Here is an 18,058-nt window from a genome sequence, read left to right as displayed (position 1 = left end):
CCCGCCTCCGGCCGGGGAGGGCGTTCAGTCCTCCACCGGCCGGACCGGCAGAGCGCGCATCGCCTCGCGCAGCGCCGCCGCCAGTTCCTCGTACTCCGTCGCCCTCGCCGCGCCCGTGCGCATGGCGAGGGCGATGCGGCGTTTCGGGGCCGGGTCGGCGAAGCAGGCGGTGAGGAGGCGGTCGGCGCGGCTGGTCTCCACCTCGACGGCGGTGCGCGGCAGCAGCGTCACCCCGAGGCCGCCCGCCACCAGCTGCACCAGCGTGGACAGTCCGGCCGCGGTGGTGGTGGCCGCCACCCCCGCGCTGCCGGCCTCGCGGCAGATGTCGAGGGCCTGGTCGCGCAGGCAGTGCCCCTCGTCGAGCAGCAGCAGGTTCAGCTCGCGCAGCACCGTGCGGGGTATGCCCCGGCGGCCGCCGAGCCGGTGGCCGGGCGGGGTGACCAGCACGAAGTCCTCCTCGAAGAGGGGAAGCTCGGTCACGCCGCCGACGCCGAGCGGCACGGCGAGCAGCAGCAGGTCGAGACGCCCGGCGGCCAGCCCGTCGAGCAGGCTGGCGGTGTGCTCCTCGTGCACCTGGAGGTCGAGTCGGGGGTAGCGGTCGTGGACCAGCCGCAGGACCGTCGGCAGCAGGTAGGGGGCGACGGTCGGGATCACACCGAGGCGCAGCACCCCGGTGAACGGCGCCCGCACCGCGTCCGCCTCCTCCATCAGCGAGGCGACCTCCGCGAGCACGCCCTTGGCCCGGGCGGCGAGCCGCTCCCCTGCCGGGGTGAGCAGCACCTTGCGCGTCGTACGTTCCACCAGCGTGACGCCGAGGGTCTCCTCCAGCGCCGACAGCGCGCCGGACAGCGCCGGCTGACTCATCCCCAGGAACGCGGCGGCGTCCCGGAAGTGCAGATGCTCGGCCACCGCGGCGAACGCCCGGAGCTGCGCGAGGCTCGGCTGCCTGCGCCGGTCACCCACGGTCACTGATAGGTCCCTCCGATCAACCCGACCGAGTGTAGCTATTTCACTGATCAATGCACTCTGTGCCAACATCAACCAGGTCCAACCCATGGGAAACATCCACAATTGGGGTGTTTCTTCGCTGCAAGGAGAGCCTGTGCTCACTGTCGGTGACAAGTTCCCCGAGTTCGAACTGACCGCCTGTGTCTCGCTGGAGAAGGGCAAGGAGTTCGAGACGATCAACCACAAGACCTACGAGGGCAAGTGGAAGGTCGTGTTCGCGTGGCCCAAGGACTTCACCTTCGTGTGCCCGACCGAGATCGCCGCATTCGGCAAGCTGAACGACGAGTTCGCCGACCGCGACGCCCAGGTGCTCGGCTTCTCCGGTGACTCGGAGTTCGTCCACCACGCCTGGCGCAAGGACCACGACGACCTGCGCGACCTGCCGTTCCCGATGATGGCGGACTCCAAGCACGAGCTGATGCGTGACCTCGGCATCGAGGGCGAGGACGGCTTCGCCAAGCGCGCGGTGTTCATCGTGGACCAGAACAACGAGATCCAGTTCTCCATGGTGACCGCCGGCTCCGTCGGCCGGAACCCGAAGGAGGTCCTGCGGGTCCTGGACGCCCTGCAGACCGACGAGCTCTGCCCGTGCAACTGGACCAAGGGCGAGGACACCCTGGACCCGGTCGCGCTGCTGGCCGGGGAGTGACCTGACATGTCCCTCGACTCCCTGAAGTCCCGTATACCGGACTACGCCAAGGACCTGAAGCTCAACCTGGGTTCGGTCATCGGCAACTCCGACCTGCCGGCCCAGCAGCTGTGGGGCACGGTGCTGGCGACGGCCATCGCGTCGCGCTCGCCGATCGTGCTGCGCGAGCTGGAGCCGGAGGCGAAGGCGAACCTGTCGCCGGAGGCGTACACGGCCGCCAAGGCCGCCGCCGCCGTGATGGCGATGAACAACGTCTTCTACCGCACCCGCCACCTGCTGTCGGACCACGAGTACGGCAACCTGCGGGCCGGTCTGCGGATGAACGTCATCGGCAACCCCGGCGTCGACAAGGTCGACTTCGAGTACTGGTCCTTCGCCGTCTCCGCCATCAACGGCTGCGGCATGTGCCTCGACTCGCACGAGCAGGTGCTGCGCAAGGCCGGCGTGGACCGTGAGGTGATCCAGGAGGCGTTCAAGATCGCCGCGGTGGTCCAGGCCGTCGCAGCGACCCTCGACGCCGAGGCGGCGCTCGCGGAGTAACTCCGCGCCCACCCCGTCACGTACGGGCCCGTCCACCCGCCGGGGTGGGCGGGCCCGTCACCGTTTCCGCGCGCTCGCCGGCGTCAGCGTTCGTCCGTGGGCTCCGGGGGCCGGTCGGCCTCCGTCGCCGGGTGCTGCGGTTCGGGGGTCGCCGGGGCCGGGGCGTCCGGCGCGGACATGGCCGTCGCGCCCCGCGGCCGGGGCGACTGCGCGAGGGCCGCCTCGTGGGAGTAGGCCCGCAGATAGCCGACGACGGTGTTGGCGACCGCGACCAGCGGTACGGCGACCACCGCGCCCCCGATGCCGGCAACGATGCCGCCGGTGGCCACCGCCAGCACCACCGCGAGCGGATGGACCCGCACCGCGCGCCCGAGGATGAACGGCTGGAGGATGTGTCCCTCGATCTGCTGGACCGCCAGCACCACCACGAGCACCATCACACCGGTGAACACGCCCTGGGTGACGAGGCCGACGACCACGGCCAGCGCGCCCGACACCACCGCGCCGACGAGCGGGATGAACGAGAACAGGAAGATGAAGACGGCGAGCGGCACCGCAAGCGGCACGTCGAGGAAGTAGATGCCGAGGCCGATGAAGATGGCGTCGATCAGCGCCACCACCACCGTGCCGCGCACGTACGCGGTCAGCGTGCGCCAGGCGACCGGGCCGGCACCGGCGACGCCCGGACGGGCGGCGGCCGGGACCAGCTTGAGCGACCAGCGCCAGATGCGCTTGCCGTCGTAGAGCAGGAACAGCGTCGAGAAGACCGCCAGCAGGATGCCGGTGAGCGCCTCGACGACGACCGTCACGCCCTCCAGGCCCGCCGAGGTGATCTGCTCGGTGTTGGCGCCGACCGCCTCCCGCAGATTCTTGGCGATCTCGTTGATCTGCTTGTCGGTGACATGGAAGGGGCTGTTGAGCAGCCAGTTGCGCAGCTCGTCGATGCCGTCCTGGATCTGGTCGGCGAGGGTGTCGATGTTCTCCATGACCTGCCAGGTCACGAACCAGCCGATGAGTCCCATGACGACGAAGCCGAACAGCGCCGTCAGCACGGTGGCCGGTCCGCGCGGCACCCCGAGCCGCGTCAGCCGCGACACCGTGGGCTGGAGCAGCGCGGTGATCAGCAGCGAGGCGACGAACGCCAGCACCACCAGCTGGACGGCGCTGATGATGCGCATCAGCACCCAGACGGTGCCCGCCAGCACCAGCAGGCGCCAGCCGGCCTCGGCGGCCACCCGTACGCCCCACGGAACGGCCTGCGCCGGGTCGGGGCGCGCGGGGAGGACGACCTGGGTGTACTCGGGGGGCGCGGGCGGCCGGTCGGGGTCGGTGGTGTGGCGCCCGGGGCCGTCGTCCGGCCCCTGCTCGCCCTGCACTTCGGCGCGGCGCTCCTCGAGCTTCTTGCCGACCTTCGTCAGTCCGGCTCCGACCCGGCCGAGCCACCCTGGCAGTTGCGACATGATCCGTCCTCTTCCCCCGTTTCCGCCCACCAGTCACCCCTGGAGCCGTCGCTCAGACGGTACATGGCGAAAGCCCCGCACCGTAGGACGGTGCGGGGCTTTGCCGAGGTCACGCGCGCCCGTCGGTGACGGGGCGGGTCCGCGGGCCTAGTACCAGTGGTTGGCCTGCCAGAACTCCCAGGCGCCGCAAGGGCTGCCGTAGCGGCTGTCCATGTAGTTGAGGCCCCACTTGATCTGGGTGGCCGGGTTGGTCTGCCAGTCGGCGCCGGCGGAGGCCATCTTGGAGCCCGGCAGTGCCTGCACCAGGCCGTAGGCGCCGGAGGACGGGTTGGAGGCCGTGTAGTTCCAGCTGGACTCGTGGTCCACGATGTTGCTGAAGCACTGGAACTGGTCGGCCGGCACCATCTGGCGGGCGATGGCCTGGACGTCGGAGACCGAGTAGGAGGCCTGGACCACGAAGGCGGACGCGTCCCGGGACGCGGAACGGCTGGCGACCTTCTCGGCCTCCTCGCGCTCCTTGGCCTCGCGCTCGGCCCTCTCGGCTTCCTTCTTCTTCGCGATCGCGGTCTTGGCGGCTGCCTTGCGGGCAGCCTCCTCCGCGTCCTTCTTGGCGGTCGCGTCCGCGGCGATGGCCATCGTTTCGGCCTGCTGCGTCAGCGACGCGGTCTGCACCTGCGCCTGCTGCCCTGCGGGGATGTCCGCGAGCAGCGTGGTGCCGGCTGCCGTCGCTTCGGCGTCGTTGTTCTGCGCTGCGGTGCTGCCCGAGGCAACGCCGACGACGCTTCCGACGGCGGTGACCGCCGTGGCCGAGGCCACTGCGAATCCCCGGACCGAGATCCGGCTCACACGGTTTCCTTCCAGCATCGCCCGCTTCGGTGACCCTCGCGGACGCAATCGTGCCCCTGACACTGGCCTCCCCAACTACGGGTCACGGGAGGCACGGGCCCGGTGGGCAACTCCCTGGACAGGAGTGCCGCGTGGTGCTCGGGCGGCATACGACGACGCTATGGAGTTGGAACGGTGTTCTCGTGTGGTTCTGCACCGCTGGGGGTGCAGCTGTGTCGTATGCGGGGCCTGACAGGAGTGAGACTCTGCCGCAACCGGGCGGCGCAAGGCAATTCTCTGTCGCGTGTGAAAGCTCACATGCTGTTTGCCCCTGAGGATTCCCGGAAAGCCGCACACGCGCCGACGCCGCCCGGCTAGGCTCGTGGCCTTTTCCGGACGGCGCCAACTACTGCGTAACCGGTTCACGTTGGGACGCGAAGGTCAGATGTGACCGTCTTCGAGCATTTCGGTCACAAGGGCCGCGATCTGGGACCTCTCGGACCGGTTCAGGGTCACGTGGGCGAAGAGCGGATGCCCCTTCAACTTCTCCACGACGGCGACCACACCGTCGTACCGGCCGACCCTCAGATTGTCCCGCTGCGCCACGTCGTGCGTCAGGACGACCCGGGAATTGGCCCCGATCCGCGACAGAACGGTCAACAGGACGTTCCGCTCGAGGGACTGCGCCTCGTCCACGATGACGAACGCGTCGTGCAGCGAGCGGCCCCGGATGTGGGTGAGCGGCAGGACCTCCAGCATGCCGCGCGCGGTGACCTCCTCGATGACCTCCCGGCTGGTGACCGCCGACAGCGTGTCGAACACGGCCTGGGCCCAGGGGCTCATCTTCTCCGCCTCGGAACCGGGCAGATATCCGAGCTCCTGCCCGCCCACCGCGTACAGCGGACGGAAGACCATCACCTTCTGGTGCTGCCGGCGCTCGAGCACGGCCTCCAGGCCCGCGCACAGCGCGAGCGCGGACTTGCCGGTGCCGGCCCGGCCGCCCATGGACACGATCCCGACGTCCGGGTCGAGCAGCAGGTCGAGCGCGATCCGCTGTTCGGCGCTGCGGCCCTTGACGCCGAACGCCTCCCGGTCGCCGCGCACCAGACGGACGTTGCCCTCGGCGGTGACCCGGCCGAGCGCCTTGCCGCGCTCGGACTGGATGGTCAGGCCGGTGTGCACGGGCAGCTCGGCCGCCTCGGGCACGTACACGTGTCCTTCCTCGAAGAGGACGTCCACCTGCTCGCCGGGCAGGGTCAGTTCGGACATCCCGGTCCAGCCGGAGGTGTCCGTGATGGCGAGCTCCGCGCGGTACTCCTCGGCGAGGAGACCGACGGAGGACGCCTTGATCCTGAGCGGGAGGTCCTTCGACACGACGGTGACGTCGAACCCCTCGGCCTGCAGGTTGCGGGCGACCGCGAGGATGCGGGAGTCGTTGTCCCCCAGGCGGTAGCCGCTGGGCAGCACGCTGGGGTCCGAGTGGTTGAGCTCGACCCGCAGGGTTCCGCCGAGGTCCCCGGTCGGGATCGGGGCGTCGAGGCGGCCGTACCGCACCCGGTAGTCGTCCAGCAGGCGCAGTGCCTGCCGGGCGAAGTAGCCGAGCTCGGGATGGTTCCGCTTGGCCTCCAGCTCCGTCACCACGACGACGGGGAGCACGACCTCGTGCTCGTCGAAGCGGCTCGGGGCATGAGGGTCGGCCAGCAGGACGCTGGTGTCGAGAACGTAGGTGCGCCGGTCGGGCTTGTGGCGCTTTGCGCTGGTCACCACGGAAGGACGAACCCCCTCGGATGAGGTCGGGGAGCGACGAGGCGGAGCTGGACCGGTCGACGGCCGCCTTGCACGGCGGGCCGAGAACCGGCCCTCCGCCGCTTCTTCCGTGCCGTGACCGCACGGGCGGGCTGGTGCAAAGGGCCTCCCGGGCGGACGGCTCCCATGCCGTCCGCTGAGATCCGACACCCGTGGTTCGGGCGTCGGCCTGACTCAGTTATGCCCTCGAACAAGCGCGGCCATGCCACGGACCGTCACGGCGCGCCGGTGAACGACGCGTGACACGCGGTGACGCAGGGGTGGAGCGGGGGTGGTGTGGGGGTCGGACGCCCGTGTTCAGCCGCCGTAGCGCCGGTGGCGGGCGGCGTAGTCACGCAGCGCGCGCAGGAAGTCCACCTTGCGGAAGGCCGGCCAGAAGACGTCGCAGAAGTAGTACTCCGAGTGGGCGGTCTGCCACAGCATGAATCCGGACAGCCGCTGCTCACCGCTGGTGCGGATGACGAGGTCCGGGTCGGGCTGGGCCTTGGTGTAGAGGTGACGTCCGATCATGTCGACGTCCACGGACTCGGCGAGCTCGTCCATCGCGACGCCCTGGTCGTGGGCGTCCAGCAGCATGGAGCGCACGGCGTCGGCGATCTCCTGGCGGCCGCCGTACCCGATGGCCACGTTGACCACTATGCCGTCGACGTGCGCGGTGGCCGCCTCGGCCTCCTTCAGGACCGTCTGCATCCCGGAGGGCAGCAGGTCGAGGGTGCCGACGTGGTGGACCCGCCAGCGTCCGTCGGCGGCGAGGGTGCCCACCACGTCCTCGATGATGCCGAAGAGCGGGACGAGCTCGTCCTTGGGCCGGTCGAAGTTGTCCGTCGACAGCAGCCACAGGGTGACCACTTCGACGTCCGTCTCGGAGCACCAGCCGAGGAACTCCCCGATCTTGTCGGCGCCGGCCCGGTGTCCGTGCACGGTGCTGGAACCCGCGGCCTTCGCCCAGCGGCGGTTGCCATCCATGATGACGCCGATGTGCTTGGGCACCTGAGCGGTGTCCAGGTGGCCTTCCACCCGGCGTGCGTACAGCCTGACCAGCAGGCTCCGCAGCTTGTCGCGCAGGTTCACGTGATCGTCAGCCCCTCCGTGCGGATCGGACAGGCGCGGCACCCCGCCGCGTCGCGCGGCAAGCGGCCCGGTCTCGGCCGCGGGCGGTCCCTGCCCGGATGGCGGTCCCCGAAGGCGAAGCGTACCCCCGCCGGGGCGGGGGTCCCCAACGTCCGGGGTGACCCGGTTTTGTCGGCTGTACTGCGGCGGCACGCCGTTTGGGGAGTGCCGTCGGAACCGCTGCTCCGCGGTGTTCTGGCAGAGCAGCACCAGGACGGCGGCCCCGGCGGCGAGCGGCAGGATGCCGAGCGGGACGCCCCGCGCCGCCCCGCCGAGCGCGAACAGGATCTGCAGGGAGGCGGGGGCCGCGCGGGAAGCGGTGCGAGGGGAGGCCCGGAGCGGGGTCCCCGGGAGGGACCCGGAGGGGGTTTTGGGGGGGGGCGTCAGGGACGGGGGCGGACCGGCGCGGAACCGCGGGCACAAAAAAACGGGCCGGTCCGTGGGGGGGAGACGGACCGGCCCGAGGGGGGGTTTCCACCATAACCCTTCGTAAGTGATGCTGCGTGCATCGGCGCGGCACAACTACTCTCCGAAACCGTCCGGCGACGCCCGGAAGGCCCCGGAGGGGCCGGTTCACCGGCTTTCAATGGCCGGAACACAGCGAAATCGCGCGAAAACCGTGCGTTGAGGGGACTCTGTGCATGATGTGACACCAACCCTGCACCATTCCGGCCACTCTTCCGGCCGTCCCCCCGACGGGTGACCCCGGGGGTGGCTCAGGCTTGACCGGCCGACCCGGCCGAGGGGGTCGATGGGCACCGCGCAGCCCCCTCCACTGCGCGGTGACCCTGCCGCGCAGCTTTGCTCGCGCGAATCAACTTGGTCCGAACCTAAGTGATCCGCTGCCATGGAGGCCAGGCTCGCCCCATAACGATGCGGAAACTACCGGCGTGGGGTGTGGACGGCGGAACCGGGCCGTCGGGCCTCGACGAGGTGCCGCGTGCTGTGGGCGACGAAGGGCCCCTCGGCCTCGATCCGCTCGTGCAGCGCCCGCAGCCGGGGCCGGTGGGCCTCGACGGTGAAGCCGGGGACCATCCAGATCACCTTGCGCAGGAAGTGGACCACCGCGGCGATGTCGTGGAACTCCATGCGCCGCCGCTCGGCCCGCAGGTCGACGATCTCCAGCCCGGCCGCCTCGGCCGCCCGCCGCTCACGGTCGGGGTGGCGCGCGTGCCGTCGTTCCGCCGGCTGCGGTCCGAGGAAGTACTCGACGACCTCATAGGCGCTGTCGGGCCCGACGTGCTGGGCGAAGTAGGTGCCGCCGGACCTGAGGACACGGGCGATCTCACTCCAGTGCGGCTTCACGGGGTGCCGGCTGAAGACAAGAGCGAAGGACCCGTCGGCGAATGGCAGCGGCGCGTTCTCGGCCGCCGCGACGACGGTGGCGCCGCGGGGGCGCAGCAGGGCGGCGGCCTTGCGGACGTTGGGCGGCCAGCCCTCGGTGGCGACGACGAGCGAGGGCCGGCGGGGTGCCCGGGCGAGGGCGAAGTCGAGGACCTCCCCTCCCCCGGTCTGGACGTCGAGCACGGGCCCGTCCGCCGCGCCCAGCCGGCCGGCCTTCAGGGTGGCGTACCCCCAGGAGGGCCGGGCCTCGGTGGCGCGCCCCTCGAACCACGAGAAGTCCCATCCCTCGGTGGGCACGGAGGCGCCCTCGGCGAGGAGTTCGTCGAAGGCGCGGCTCGGGGGCTGGGGCCGGCGAGGTGCCTGGGGGCGGGGACGGGTCATGCGGCGAGGATGCCCGAGCGTTGGTCGGTCCGTCGCGGGGTTTTCCGCCCGGCGGCCGTGGGGTCACGCCCGCTGGGCGGCCGTGGAGTCGGGCTCCCTCAGGCAGCCGTGGAGTCATGCGCGGTCGGCGGTCGTGGAGTCGGGCGGGCTGGGTGGCCGTTCATGCATGGCGGTCGGGGGTCGTGGGTTCACCCGAGGAGGGGCCGTACCTCCTCACCGGCGAAGCGGACGAAGCCCTCCGGGTCGGGCTCGTCGCCGGTGGGCTGGAGGACGACCGCGTCGGCGCCGGCCTCGGCCAGCCGCCGGACTGCCTCGGCGACGGCGCGGGCGTCCCCGGCGACCCCGAGGTCGTCGTCCGGGCCATGGCCCTCGGCGACCAGCTCGGCGCGCAGCCGCTCGCGCGCGCCGTCCCCGGTCGCGGTCAGCAGATAGACGACGACCCGGTGGTCCGCGCCGTCACGCCCCGCCGCGACACGCCCCTCCTCGATGAGCCGGCGCGCCTGCCGCACACCGTCGGCCGAGGTGTCGGCGGTGAGGATGGTGCCGTCGGCGGCCTCACCGGTCAGCCGTACGGTCCGGGGCCCCATGCCGCCGGCCAGGACGTCGACGGGGCCGGGCGGGGGCCAGTCGAGGGCGACGTCGTCGAGGGTGACGTACCGGCCCTTGGTGGTGACCCTTTCCCCGGCCAACAGGGCGCGCAGCGCGAGGAGATGCTCACGGAGCAGGGTGAGGGGCGACTCGGCCCGCGCCCCGACCTGTCCCATCCAGTCCTGCACGCCGTGCCCGACGCCGAGGATCACGCGTCCGGGGAACATCCGGTGCAGGGAGGCGGCCTCCATGGCGGTGACGGCGACGTTCCGCAGGGGCACGGGAAGCAGCCCGATGCCGACCTGGACGCGTTCGCTCCACGCGAGGGCGGCGGCACCGGTGGAGATGCCGCCCTCGCGGAAACAGTCCTCCCACAGCCAGAGCTCCTCGAGCCCGGCCGCGTCGGCCGCCCGCACGACGGAGCGGAGCCGCTCGGGGGCGAGCTGGGGCCGGAACACAGCGCCGAGTGTCGTCATGCGGCTGTACCTACCCACACGCGTCCACCCCGGCAAACCCTTGCCGGGGCGAACGGGTGCGGCGCTCTAACGGTTGACGGCCTGGATCTCCTGGACGACGACGTCCTGCGTCGCTCCGAACTCACCGTCGGGCAGGTCGCCGCCCGCGCCGCCGGAGCCGGTCCAGTGGATCTCCCACGTGACCGTCGCCTGCAGCGGGAAGGTGCCGTCGCCGGAGGAACGGAGGTACTTCACGCCGCACGGCGGCGTCCGGTTCGCCTTGCCCTTCGCATAGGGCTCGCCGATACGGCCGTTGTTGATCTCGCAGACACCGGAGGCGGGGTACGTCTCGGCGTCCGGGGTGCCCGGTTCGATCTTCAGCGAGACCGGTTCGGCCGTGGCGGTCGCGTTGATGCCGATCGCCGGTACGGACGCGGTCACCGAGACCGGCTGGAACTGAGCGCCGTCCAGCCACGACCAGGTCGGCAGGTTCACCTTGGTCGCCTGGGCGGGAGCGAGCGTCACCTCGGTGCCGGGGACGCGGACCTCCGCGTAGGCGAGCTGCGCGAGGATTTCCGGGGTGACGGCGTTCTCGATGTTCGCGGGCGGGGCGTCACCCTCGTCCACCCAGAAGTAGTCCTCGTCGCAGGAGTCCCAGCCGGGCGGGTAGCTCCTGTCGACGTAGGCGTCCCACCAGTAGCCCTCGCCGGACTTGTGCTTGTTGAAGTCCTTCTCGGGGTCGTCCGGGTTCGTGTACTTCTTGCGCTGCTCGGCGTCCCACTCGTGACCCGTCGACCCGGCCTCCCAGATCGGCTCCAGGTAGTTCTGCAGCTGCTCCGGGGTGTACTTGGGGGCGTACCAGCAGGGGGGCGGCGACCACGAGGTGGTCGAGGTGAGGCCGCCGACCTTGCCGCCCTTGCCGTTCTTCGAGTGATCGAAGACGACACCGCCGGCGGTGACGGAGAGGTTCCCGTCACCGTCGAGGTCGGCGCTTTGGTCTTTGCCGATCGTGTCCCCGCCGAAGCCCGTCTCGGCATACGCGGGCGTGGTGGCGGTGAGCATCGCAGCCGCGAGTCCCACGGCTGTCAGCAGATGCTTGCCCTTGATCACGGCTGGCACTTGACGCTCCCCCTCTGTGACGTCAGACGCTCAGTTACCCAGACACCGTTCTCGTTCTTGCGCAGCGTGGCTGCATAGATGACGTAGGAGGTCTTCGAGACGGGTGTCACGTCGACCTTGCCGGTCTTGAGGAACTTGTTGTACGCCTTGCCCTGGTCCTCGCAGTACACCAGTGCGGCCGTTCCGTCCTTGTTGACCGTCACGTTCGCGTCGTAGAAACGCGTGACGCCCGTGGTTCGGGCTTTGTGGTCGACGAACTCCTGGATCCACTTCTCGGTGGCGGCGGCAGCCGTTCCCTCGGTGTAGAAGCGGTAGGCCTCGTGGAGAGGGTCTTGCTCCGCGATGGCCATGTCGACGGCTTTGATCCGCTGCTCCGAGTCGCCAAGGACGGCGTCCTTGTCCTTGTCGCCGGTCTTCGGCCACTCGAACTTGTAGGTCACGTCCGAAGGCAGCTGCACTTTCGGGCGTTCCGCCGAAGCAGGGGCCGACGTGGTCGGCGACGCGGACTTCTTGCCGCCGGTGTCGGCGCCGGCGATCGCGTCGCTGTCCTTGGACGGGCTGTCGTCGTCGCTTCCGCACGCGGACAGCGTCAACGCCGCGGTGGCGGTCAGCGCGAGCGCTGCGAGCAGGGTGGGACGGCGGTTCACAGTCGGCTCCCGGTGGGGCGAGGCGTCACATCAGCGTGCCAACGCTATCCATCGCGCCCGGTGCGGCACCAGAGCGGATGGGGCAACTGCAACACAGCTAATACCGAATTGGGACGCAGGCCTCTACGTCACGGCCGGCACTTGGTGCTTCCGGCCTGCGACAGGATCTTGTGGATCACCCACGCGCCCTTTTCTTCGCTTTTCCTCAACGACGTGTGGTAGATCACGTAGCTCTTGGCAGTGACCTCGGTCTTCTCGATCTTGTTCGTACCGAGGTACTTCACATACGCCTTGCCCTGGTCCTCGCAGTAGCTGAGTGACGCTGTGCCGTCCGCCTCCACGCTGACTTGAGGTGCGTAGAAGCGGTACGAGCCGGTGATGCCGGCCTCGTGGTCCACATAGTTCTGCACGAACTTCTGCGTGGCGGCAACGGCTTCGCCCTCGTAGTAGTAGAGGTACGCCTTGTCGAGGGCGTCCTGGTTGACGATCGCCTGGTCCACGGCCTTGATTTCTGTGAGCGAACCTACGGCTGGCACTTCTGGCTGCCTCGGTCGGACGCGACGTCCGTCGTCTGCCAGACGCCCTCCGCGTTCCTGGCGAGGGCGGTGCGGTAGAGCACGTAACTCTTGGCCGTGCTCGGATTGTTGTCCACTTTGCCGGTCTTCTTGTTCTTCAGGAACGACTTGCTCTCGTCCGAGCAATAGGTGACGTATGCCTTGTTGTCGCCGGAAAGTTCCACCGCGTAGTCGAAGTACCGGGTCTCACCGACCCACGTGTCATTCGCCTTGACGTACCGGAGTACGAAGTCGATCGAGCTGCTCAGCGCACGGTCAGCGTGGTAGTAGCCCAGGGCCTCGGTATCGGTCGAACCCTTGAAGATGGCCTCGTCCACGGAACTCACGCTCAGCGTGCTGTCGCGCAGCACCGCGTCCTTCGCCGCATTCCCGGTCTTCTCGTACTCGAAGACGTTCTTCGCGTCGGACGGAAACGTGATGGTCGGGCGCCCGCTCGTGTCCGACTCGGTTGGGGCCGGGGTCGGGGACGCCGACTCCTTGTCTGACGACTTGTCGCCGCCCTTCGCCGTAGCGTCGCTTTCCTCGCCGCCGCACCCGGTCAAGGACAGAGCTGTGGTCACGGCAAGGGTCGTGAGGAAGGCAGAACGGCGGTTCAAGGAAGCTCCCGGTGGGGCGAGGCGTCGCTTTGGGGGATCACGTTATCCAGTGGGGGGTAAGTTCGTTCGCCGGGGTGAGGGGAGGCACGATCGTGCGTTGGCGGGACGGGCGTGGGGAGTTGCTCGTGCGGGGCTTGAACGGAGCCGTGAGCGCGCGCGTGCCGTTGGAGATCGCGGCCTCCTATCGGGCGCGGACCCGAGGGCTGCTCGGACGGGACTCCCTGGACGGCGCCCTGTTGCTCTCCCCCGCCAACAGCATCCACACCTTCCGTATGCGCATGCCCATCGACGTCGCCTATCTGGACCGGCGGCTCCGGGTCGTCTCCGTGCGCACCATGCCCCCCGGACGGCTGGGGCGGCCACGTGTCCGGGCGCGCCATGTGATCGAGGCCGAGGCGGGGGCCATGGAGGGGTGGGGGCTCAAGATCGGATCGGTGGTGGAAGTGGTGCGAGGAGAGGACTGACCTTCAGTTCTCTCCTCGCGGGAAGGAGATTTCCACCCTTCGGTTCTTCTTGCGGCCGGCCTCCGTCGAGTTGTCGGCGATCGGGTAGTCCTCTCCGTAACCGCGCACCTCGTACGTGAGGTTCGCGTCGCTCAGCTCCTGGACGAGGATGCCGTGGACGGCGTTGGCCCGCTTGCGGGAGAGGACGTCGCCGTGGGCGGACGAGCCGAGGTTGTCCGTGAAGCCGAAGACGCGGATGCGGGTCGCGTTCTGGACCTTGATCTCCTCCGCGATGTCGGCGATGCGAGCCCTCGCCCGTGCGCCGATCTTGGCGCTGTCCTTGCCGAAGAGGACCTCCGCCTGAAGGGCGAACTTCACGTCCGTGTTGGTGTCCTCGCGGCGTTCGTCACCGCTCTGGTCCTCCACGACGGACTTGATGTCCAGGACCTTGGGTTCGGCGAGCGTGGCCCCGTCCGGGAGCTTCAGGTCCGGGTCGTTCGCGTCCAGTTCCACGGGGGCGGAGGCGCTGGCTTCCGTGCCGGGTGGAACGCTCGGGCCGTCGTCCGCGTGGGCCACGGCCGAGCCTGTGGCCAGGAGCGTGGCGAGTGTGCCGATGAGGAGGAGGCGCGTGGGTGTCATCCTCTGCCTCACCCAGAGATCTGGATGGTGCCGCTGGCGAACGACGGCAACTGGAAGGTGACCTCGGACGTGTCCGCCGGTGGAGCCGGGAACTGCATGAACACGGGAATCGACTCGCCGGCCTTGAGCCGCGGCATGTTCGTGGTGGTCAACGGACGCCCTTCGGTGTCCCGCAGAACGTAGTACCGCTTCTTGCTCACGCTGTCGACGAGCGTGGCGCCGCCGAGCGACGGCCCGTGCCTAAGGATTTCAGTCTCGACCCCTGCGGCCCGGAGCGACACACGCGCGGGGTGGGCACTGTCATTCTTCAACTCCCCGTTCAACGTGACGAAGCCACCCGCATCCCTGGCCGCCGACGTGATCTTGAGAATCAGACCTGCCTCACCTCGGAGTTCCGCCAGAACCTCATCGGCCCCTTCCTGAGTGCTCGGGTCGGAGCCGCCGTTGCCATTCGAGGCAGAGGCCGACGTCTTCGGCTTTCCGTCCTCACCGTCGCCGCTTCCGCTGCATCCGGCGACGCCGAGGGCCAGTCCGGCCGCAACAACCAGCGCGACGGCGCCCGTCCGGGCCCTCGCTGTGAACCGAACATTCATACCCTGCATCCTCAGTCACTCGTCGTTCGCTTGTCAGTCGGCCAGGTGCACGTCGAAGAGATCTTCGGGCTTGGGCAGCAAATCCTCAGGCGTCTCCGGGTCCAGTTCCCAGTTCACCCCGCCTTGGCAGTTGAGCGTGGGGAGCGCATCCTCGATGTCTGCGTCCTCGTCCGCACCGGGGAGCTGGAAACCGCACCGCGGCTCGATCACGGCGGTGGCCGTCGCCCGTGACTTCTTCGTCTCGGTGCCAGGCACGATGGAGTCCCCAACCGTTTTGTTCGTCTGCACTTCAACCGTGTGGCCGAGGAGCCCATCCGTGCTGCAGCTCAGCACCATGGCATCGTTGTTGGCCGCCAGTTGCTCGGCACGCCAGCAGGCCGGAGTGAGCCCTTCCGCCATGCCGTCGAAGATTTCCTGCCACGTCTCGGGCTCCAGAAGGTGCTTTACCCACGCTCCGGAGAGCTGGTCACGCCTCTCCTGGGCAGCAGCGAGTGCCGCCGCGTCGGCCGCGGTCTGGGCGCCGTTTCTGTTCGCCGCGGCTTGGCCGACTGCGAGATAGGCGAACGCGAGGAAGAGCAGGCCCCCCACCACCATGATGTAGATGGGGAACGCCTGCCCTGAGTCGGCGGGAAGAAATCGACAGGTCAGCCGACCAGTTCGTCGACCTTGTTCACGATGGCGTCGTAAATCGTCTGCCCGATGCTCGTCCCCGTGATCGCCAGCACGATGGCCACCACCACCGCGATGATGCCCAGGTACTCCACCGCCGTCTGGCCCCGGTCGTCGCGACGGGCCGTGCGGGACTGGAGGTGCCTGACCGTCGTGTTGATCCAGTTGCCCATGGTGTTCCCCTCCGGCGGACGCGGTGGCGGCCCGGGTCAAGAGGCCGCCGTCGACGTCGGCACCGTACGCGCCGTCGGCCGGGGTGCCGAAGGGTCCCGGGACCCAATTCCGGGCCCAATTCCGGGCCCAACGCGTGGTCGTCACAGGTCACCCCACTCCCGGCCGGATTCCGGTGCCGTGCCCAGCCACTTCGCCGTGGCCTCGGAACGGCTCGTGCTGTGCAGCTTGGCGAAGATGCGGTTGATGTGGTTCTTCACCGTCTTCTCGCTGATGAAGCAGGTGGCGGCGATCTGATGGTTGTTCATGCCGGACGCGATGAGGTCCATGATCTCCACCTCCCTCCCGCTCAGCCCGTATGTCGACCTGTCAGACACCGACTGTGCCACATCTGGTTGCAGTTGCGAAAGGTTTTCCGTAGAAGTAGGCCCTTCCGTACGCCAACGCCCCTCAGGGGCAGGACCGGAGACCTTACGTCCGCGGCCCCCCTCCCGCAATTGCGCGAGCAATGCCCCCGCCGCCGTCGGCGTGACATGCGGTCTCCCCCGCTTGGTGTCCCGCACCGCCGTCACCAGTTCGTCCGCCGTGAACTCGCCGTGCACCAGGTAGCCGTTGGCGCCCCGGCGCAGAGCCTCCTGGACGATCTCCGTCTCCCCGCTGTACGTCAGCATCAGCACCGCGGTGAGCGGCACCAGGTGCGGGAGGGCCGCGATGCCGTCGACGCCCGGCATGCGGACGTCCAGCAGGACCACGTCGGGGCGGTGGGCGCGGGCGGCCTCGTACGCCTCCTTGCCGTCCGCCGCCTGCGCCACCACCGTGAGGTCCTCGCGTCCGTCGAGGAGGGCGGTCAGGCCCGCGCGGACCACGGGGTTGTCGTCGGCCACGACCACGCGGAGGGGGTCCGGGGGCGGCGCCTCCCCGAAGGGGTTCGGCTCACCGGTCATGGTGGACCTCCGTCGGACTCGTCGTCGTCACCGCCGCGAGCGGCAGCTCCAGGCGGACCTCCGTGCCTCGGGCGCCCTCGCCCCGTCCGAAATGGATGCGGGCGCCTACCGATGCGGCCCGTTCGGCCATCCCCACCAGGCCGAAGTGGCCGGAGCGGCGCAGGTCCGCGAGATCGGTGCCGGCCGGCAGGCCCGTGCCGTCGTCGCGGACGCTGACGCGCAGCACGTCGCCGTGGACGCCGGTGTGGACGCCGGCGTGGACGTCGACCCTGGTCGGCCGGGCATGGCGGTGGGCGTTCTCCAGGGCCTCCGAGGTGATGGAGAGGAGTTGGCGGGCGACCGCCGGGGGGACAGGCGGGGCGGGTGCCTCGCCCGTCCTCGTGTACGTCACCGGCACCTCACCGCGCGACATGAAGAGCCGGACCGTACAGGCCAGTTCACCCAGTACATCCACCGTCCGCCCCGGTTCCCCCTCCCTCCGCAGGTCCGTCAGCAGCTCCCGGGACTCGGCTGCGGCCCTGCGGGCGGACCGGGCCACCAGTTCCGCCTGGCGTCTGACCAGGGCCGGGTCCATCCGGGCGGCGCCCGCCGAGCAGGCCAGGCCGTCCGCCGCCAGGGCCACCCCGTGCAGCGTCTTGGCCACGGAGTCGTGCATCTCCCGGGCCAGGCGCGCCCGTTCGGCGTCGACGGCCTCGGTGACGGCGAGGCGGGCGCGGACCGCGGTCAGGGCGCGGGTCGCCTCGCCGAGGTGGAGCATCAGCTTGCGCAGGCTGGAGCCGACGGCGCCCGCGATCACGCACAGGCCGGGCAGGATCAGGACTTCCGCGGGCTCCGTGTGCGGCTTGTCCAGCGCCGCGTGGACGAGCAGCAGGATCAGCGCCTGCAGCGAGGAGAAGACGGCGGCGCCGCGCCAGCCGTAGATGAGGCCCGCGAGCAGGGGCGTGCAGACGCTGACGTAGGCGAGGGTGGTGTCGGGGCCGGCCGAGATCAGCAGCAGGGCGCCGAAGAGGGTGTCCGCCGCGAGGAGGGTGGGGTGGCGCAGGAGGAGGGGGCCGAAGCGTTCCCAGTCGCGGAAGAGGGCGTACGACACCATGAAGGTGACGACGACCGCGATGCCGACCAGGCGGGTGCCCCAGCCGGGGCCCGCGTTGAGGAGGGCGGAGGGTGCGGCGACGGCGATCATCGCCAGCCGGAAGCCGAACGCCTGCCGGCACAGGGCCTGCAGGGCGTTCACCTGGAGCTGGGTGTCCGGCTCCCGCGGGGCCGGGGCTGTCGCCGTGGGGTCCCCAGCCGCCATGAGCCCCTCAGCCGCCGAGAGGTCCTCAGCGGCCGTACGTCCCTCGGCCTCCGTACGGTCCTCGCCGCCCTCGTTCTCGGCCCGGGCCGGAGCGGCCGTGGGGCCCTGCGGGGAACGGGCGCAGGCCGAGACCGCCGCCGCCCGTCGCCCGGCCGGGCGACGGCGTCGCCACGTGTGGTGCCTGATCGTCGTCATCGCG

Annotated in this window: 20 protein-coding genes; 3 read left to right on the top strand and 17 right to left on the bottom strand. The window is 70.1% G+C overall.

What is annotated here, in order from left to right; translation table 11 throughout:
• Positions 1-24: 24 nt before the first annotated feature.
• Positions 25-969: a LysR substrate-binding domain-containing protein gene (locus B100_RS0122615; protein WP_078541100.1), complete on the bottom strand. Its 945-nt coding sequence runs from the start codon at positions 967-969 to the stop codon at positions 25-27.
• Positions 970-1,102: 133 nt separating this feature from the next.
• Here B100_RS0122615 and B100_RS0122610 point away from each other — a divergent pair, with 133 nt between their 5' ends.
• Together B100_RS0122610 and B100_RS0122605 are read left to right on the top strand one after the other, a co-directional pair.
• Positions 1,103-1,657 (top strand): peroxiredoxin, encoded by a 555-nt coding sequence (locus B100_RS0122610; protein WP_024886687.1) that lies wholly within the window; start codon positions 1,103-1,105, stop codon positions 1,655-1,657.
• Positions 1,658-1,663: 6 nt separating this feature from the next.
• Positions 1,664-2,197, top strand: a complete 534-nt coding sequence (locus B100_RS0122605) for an alkyl hydroperoxide reductase (RefSeq protein WP_024886686.1) — start codon at positions 1,664-1,666, stop codon at positions 2,195-2,197.
• 83 nt (positions 2,198-2,280) lie between these two features.
• On the opposite strand, the gene B100_RS0122600 is transcribed toward B100_RS0122605, so the two are convergent.
• From B100_RS0122600 to B100_RS0122555, 10 genes are all read right to left on the bottom strand, one after another.
• Positions 2,281-3,657 carry an AI-2E family transporter gene (locus tag B100_RS0122600; RefSeq protein ID WP_024886685.1) on the bottom strand — a complete coding sequence of 459 codons (1,377 nt, stop codon included), beginning with the start codon at positions 3,655-3,657 and terminating at the stop codon, positions 2,281-2,283.
• Positions 3,658-3,804: 147 nt separating this feature from the next.
• Entirely contained in the window at positions 3,805-4,503 is a 699-nt protein-coding gene (locus B100_RS0122595; protein ID WP_024886684.1) for a lytic transglycosylase domain-containing protein, read from the bottom strand.
• Between the two features lie 420 nt (positions 4,504-4,923).
• On the bottom strand, positions 4,924-6,249 hold the full coding sequence (gene phoH2 / locus B100_RS0122590) for an RNA 5'-3' helicase PhoH2 (RefSeq protein WP_024886683.1): 1,326 nt from the start codon (positions 6,247-6,249) through the stop codon (positions 4,924-4,926).
• A 336-nt stretch (positions 6,250-6,585) separates the two neighbouring features.
• Positions 6,586-7,359, bottom strand: coding sequence for an isoprenyl transferase (locus B100_RS0122585; RefSeq protein WP_024886682.1), 774 nt, complete (start codon positions 7,357-7,359; stop codon positions 6,586-6,588).
• A gap of 921 nt (positions 7,360-8,280) precedes the next feature.
• Positions 8,281-9,123 carry a class I SAM-dependent methyltransferase gene (locus tag B100_RS0122580; protein WP_024886681.1) on the bottom strand — a complete coding sequence of 281 codons (843 nt, stop codon included), beginning with the start codon at positions 9,121-9,123 and terminating at the stop codon, positions 8,281-8,283.
• A 188-nt stretch (positions 9,124-9,311) separates the two neighbouring features.
• Entirely contained in the window at positions 9,312-10,187 is an 876-nt protein-coding gene (locus tag B100_RS0122575) for an LLM class flavin-dependent oxidoreductase (protein ID WP_024886680.1), read from the bottom strand.
• A gap of 66 nt (positions 10,188-10,253) precedes the next feature.
• Positions 10,254-11,228, bottom strand: coding sequence for a hypothetical protein (locus B100_RS0122570; RefSeq protein ID WP_037723300.1), 975 nt, complete (start codon positions 11,226-11,228; stop codon positions 10,254-10,256).
• A 44-nt stretch (positions 11,229-11,272) separates the two neighbouring features.
• The gene (locus B100_RS0122565) at positions 11,273-11,932 is read right to left on the bottom strand and encodes a hypothetical protein (RefSeq protein WP_024886678.1); all 660 of its coding nucleotides are present in this window, start codon (positions 11,930-11,932) and stop codon (positions 11,273-11,275) included.
• Positions 11,933-12,060: 128 nt separating this feature from the next.
• Positions 12,061-12,468 (bottom strand): hypothetical protein, encoded by a 408-nt coding sequence (locus tag B100_RS0122560; protein ID WP_024886677.1) that lies wholly within the window; start codon positions 12,466-12,468, stop codon positions 12,061-12,063.
• Positions 12,456-13,103 carry a hypothetical protein gene (locus B100_RS0122555; RefSeq protein WP_024886676.1) on the bottom strand — a complete coding sequence of 216 codons (648 nt, stop codon included), beginning with the start codon at positions 13,101-13,103 and terminating at the stop codon, positions 12,456-12,458. The genes B100_RS0122560 and B100_RS0122555 overlap by 13 nt, the downstream gene beginning before the upstream one ends.
• A gap of 89 nt (positions 13,104-13,192) precedes the next feature.
• Between B100_RS0122555 and B100_RS0122550 the strand changes: the two genes are divergently transcribed.
• Positions 13,193-13,567, top strand: coding sequence for a DUF192 domain-containing protein (locus tag B100_RS0122550; RefSeq protein WP_024886675.1), 375 nt, complete (start codon positions 13,193-13,195; stop codon positions 13,565-13,567).
• Positions 13,568-13,570: 3 nt separating this feature from the next.
• Here B100_RS0122550 and B100_RS0122545 read toward each other — a convergent pair whose 3' ends face one another.
• The 6 genes from B100_RS0122545 to B100_RS0122520 form a co-directional block, all read right to left on the bottom strand.
• Entirely contained in the window at positions 13,571-14,185 is a 615-nt protein-coding gene (locus tag B100_RS0122545; protein ID WP_024886674.1) for an OmpA family protein, read from the bottom strand.
• An 8-nt stretch (positions 14,186-14,193) separates the two neighbouring features.
• Positions 14,194-14,778: a hypothetical protein gene (locus B100_RS0122540; protein ID WP_024886673.1), complete on the bottom strand. Its 585-nt coding sequence runs from the start codon at positions 14,776-14,778 to the stop codon at positions 14,194-14,196.
• Positions 14,779-14,811: 33 nt separating this feature from the next.
• Complete coding sequence (locus B100_RS0122535) at positions 14,812-15,372, bottom strand: pilus assembly protein TadG-related protein (protein WP_051490034.1); 561 nt, start codon at positions 15,370-15,372, stop codon at positions 14,812-14,814.
• A gap of 50 nt (positions 15,373-15,422) precedes the next feature.
• Positions 15,423-15,620 (bottom strand): Flp family type IVb pilin, encoded by a 198-nt coding sequence (locus tag B100_RS0122530; RefSeq protein ID WP_024886671.1) that lies wholly within the window; start codon positions 15,618-15,620, stop codon positions 15,423-15,425.
• A 141-nt stretch (positions 15,621-15,761) separates the two neighbouring features.
• The gene (locus B100_RS0122525) at positions 15,762-16,562 is read right to left on the bottom strand and encodes a response regulator transcription factor (protein WP_024886670.1); all 801 of its coding nucleotides are present in this window, start codon (positions 16,560-16,562) and stop codon (positions 15,762-15,764) included.
• Positions 16,552-18,054, bottom strand: a complete 1,503-nt coding sequence (locus B100_RS0122520) for a histidine kinase (RefSeq protein ID WP_024886669.1) — start codon at positions 18,052-18,054, stop codon at positions 16,552-16,554. The genes B100_RS0122525 and B100_RS0122520 overlap by 11 nt, the downstream gene beginning before the upstream one ends.
• Positions 18,055-18,058 lie beyond the last annotated feature (4 nt).

The organism is Streptomyces sp. CNH189, assembly GCF_000527195.1.
Note: the sequence above shows the minus strand (reverse complement) of the source record. Positions and strands in the feature narration are given on the sequence as shown.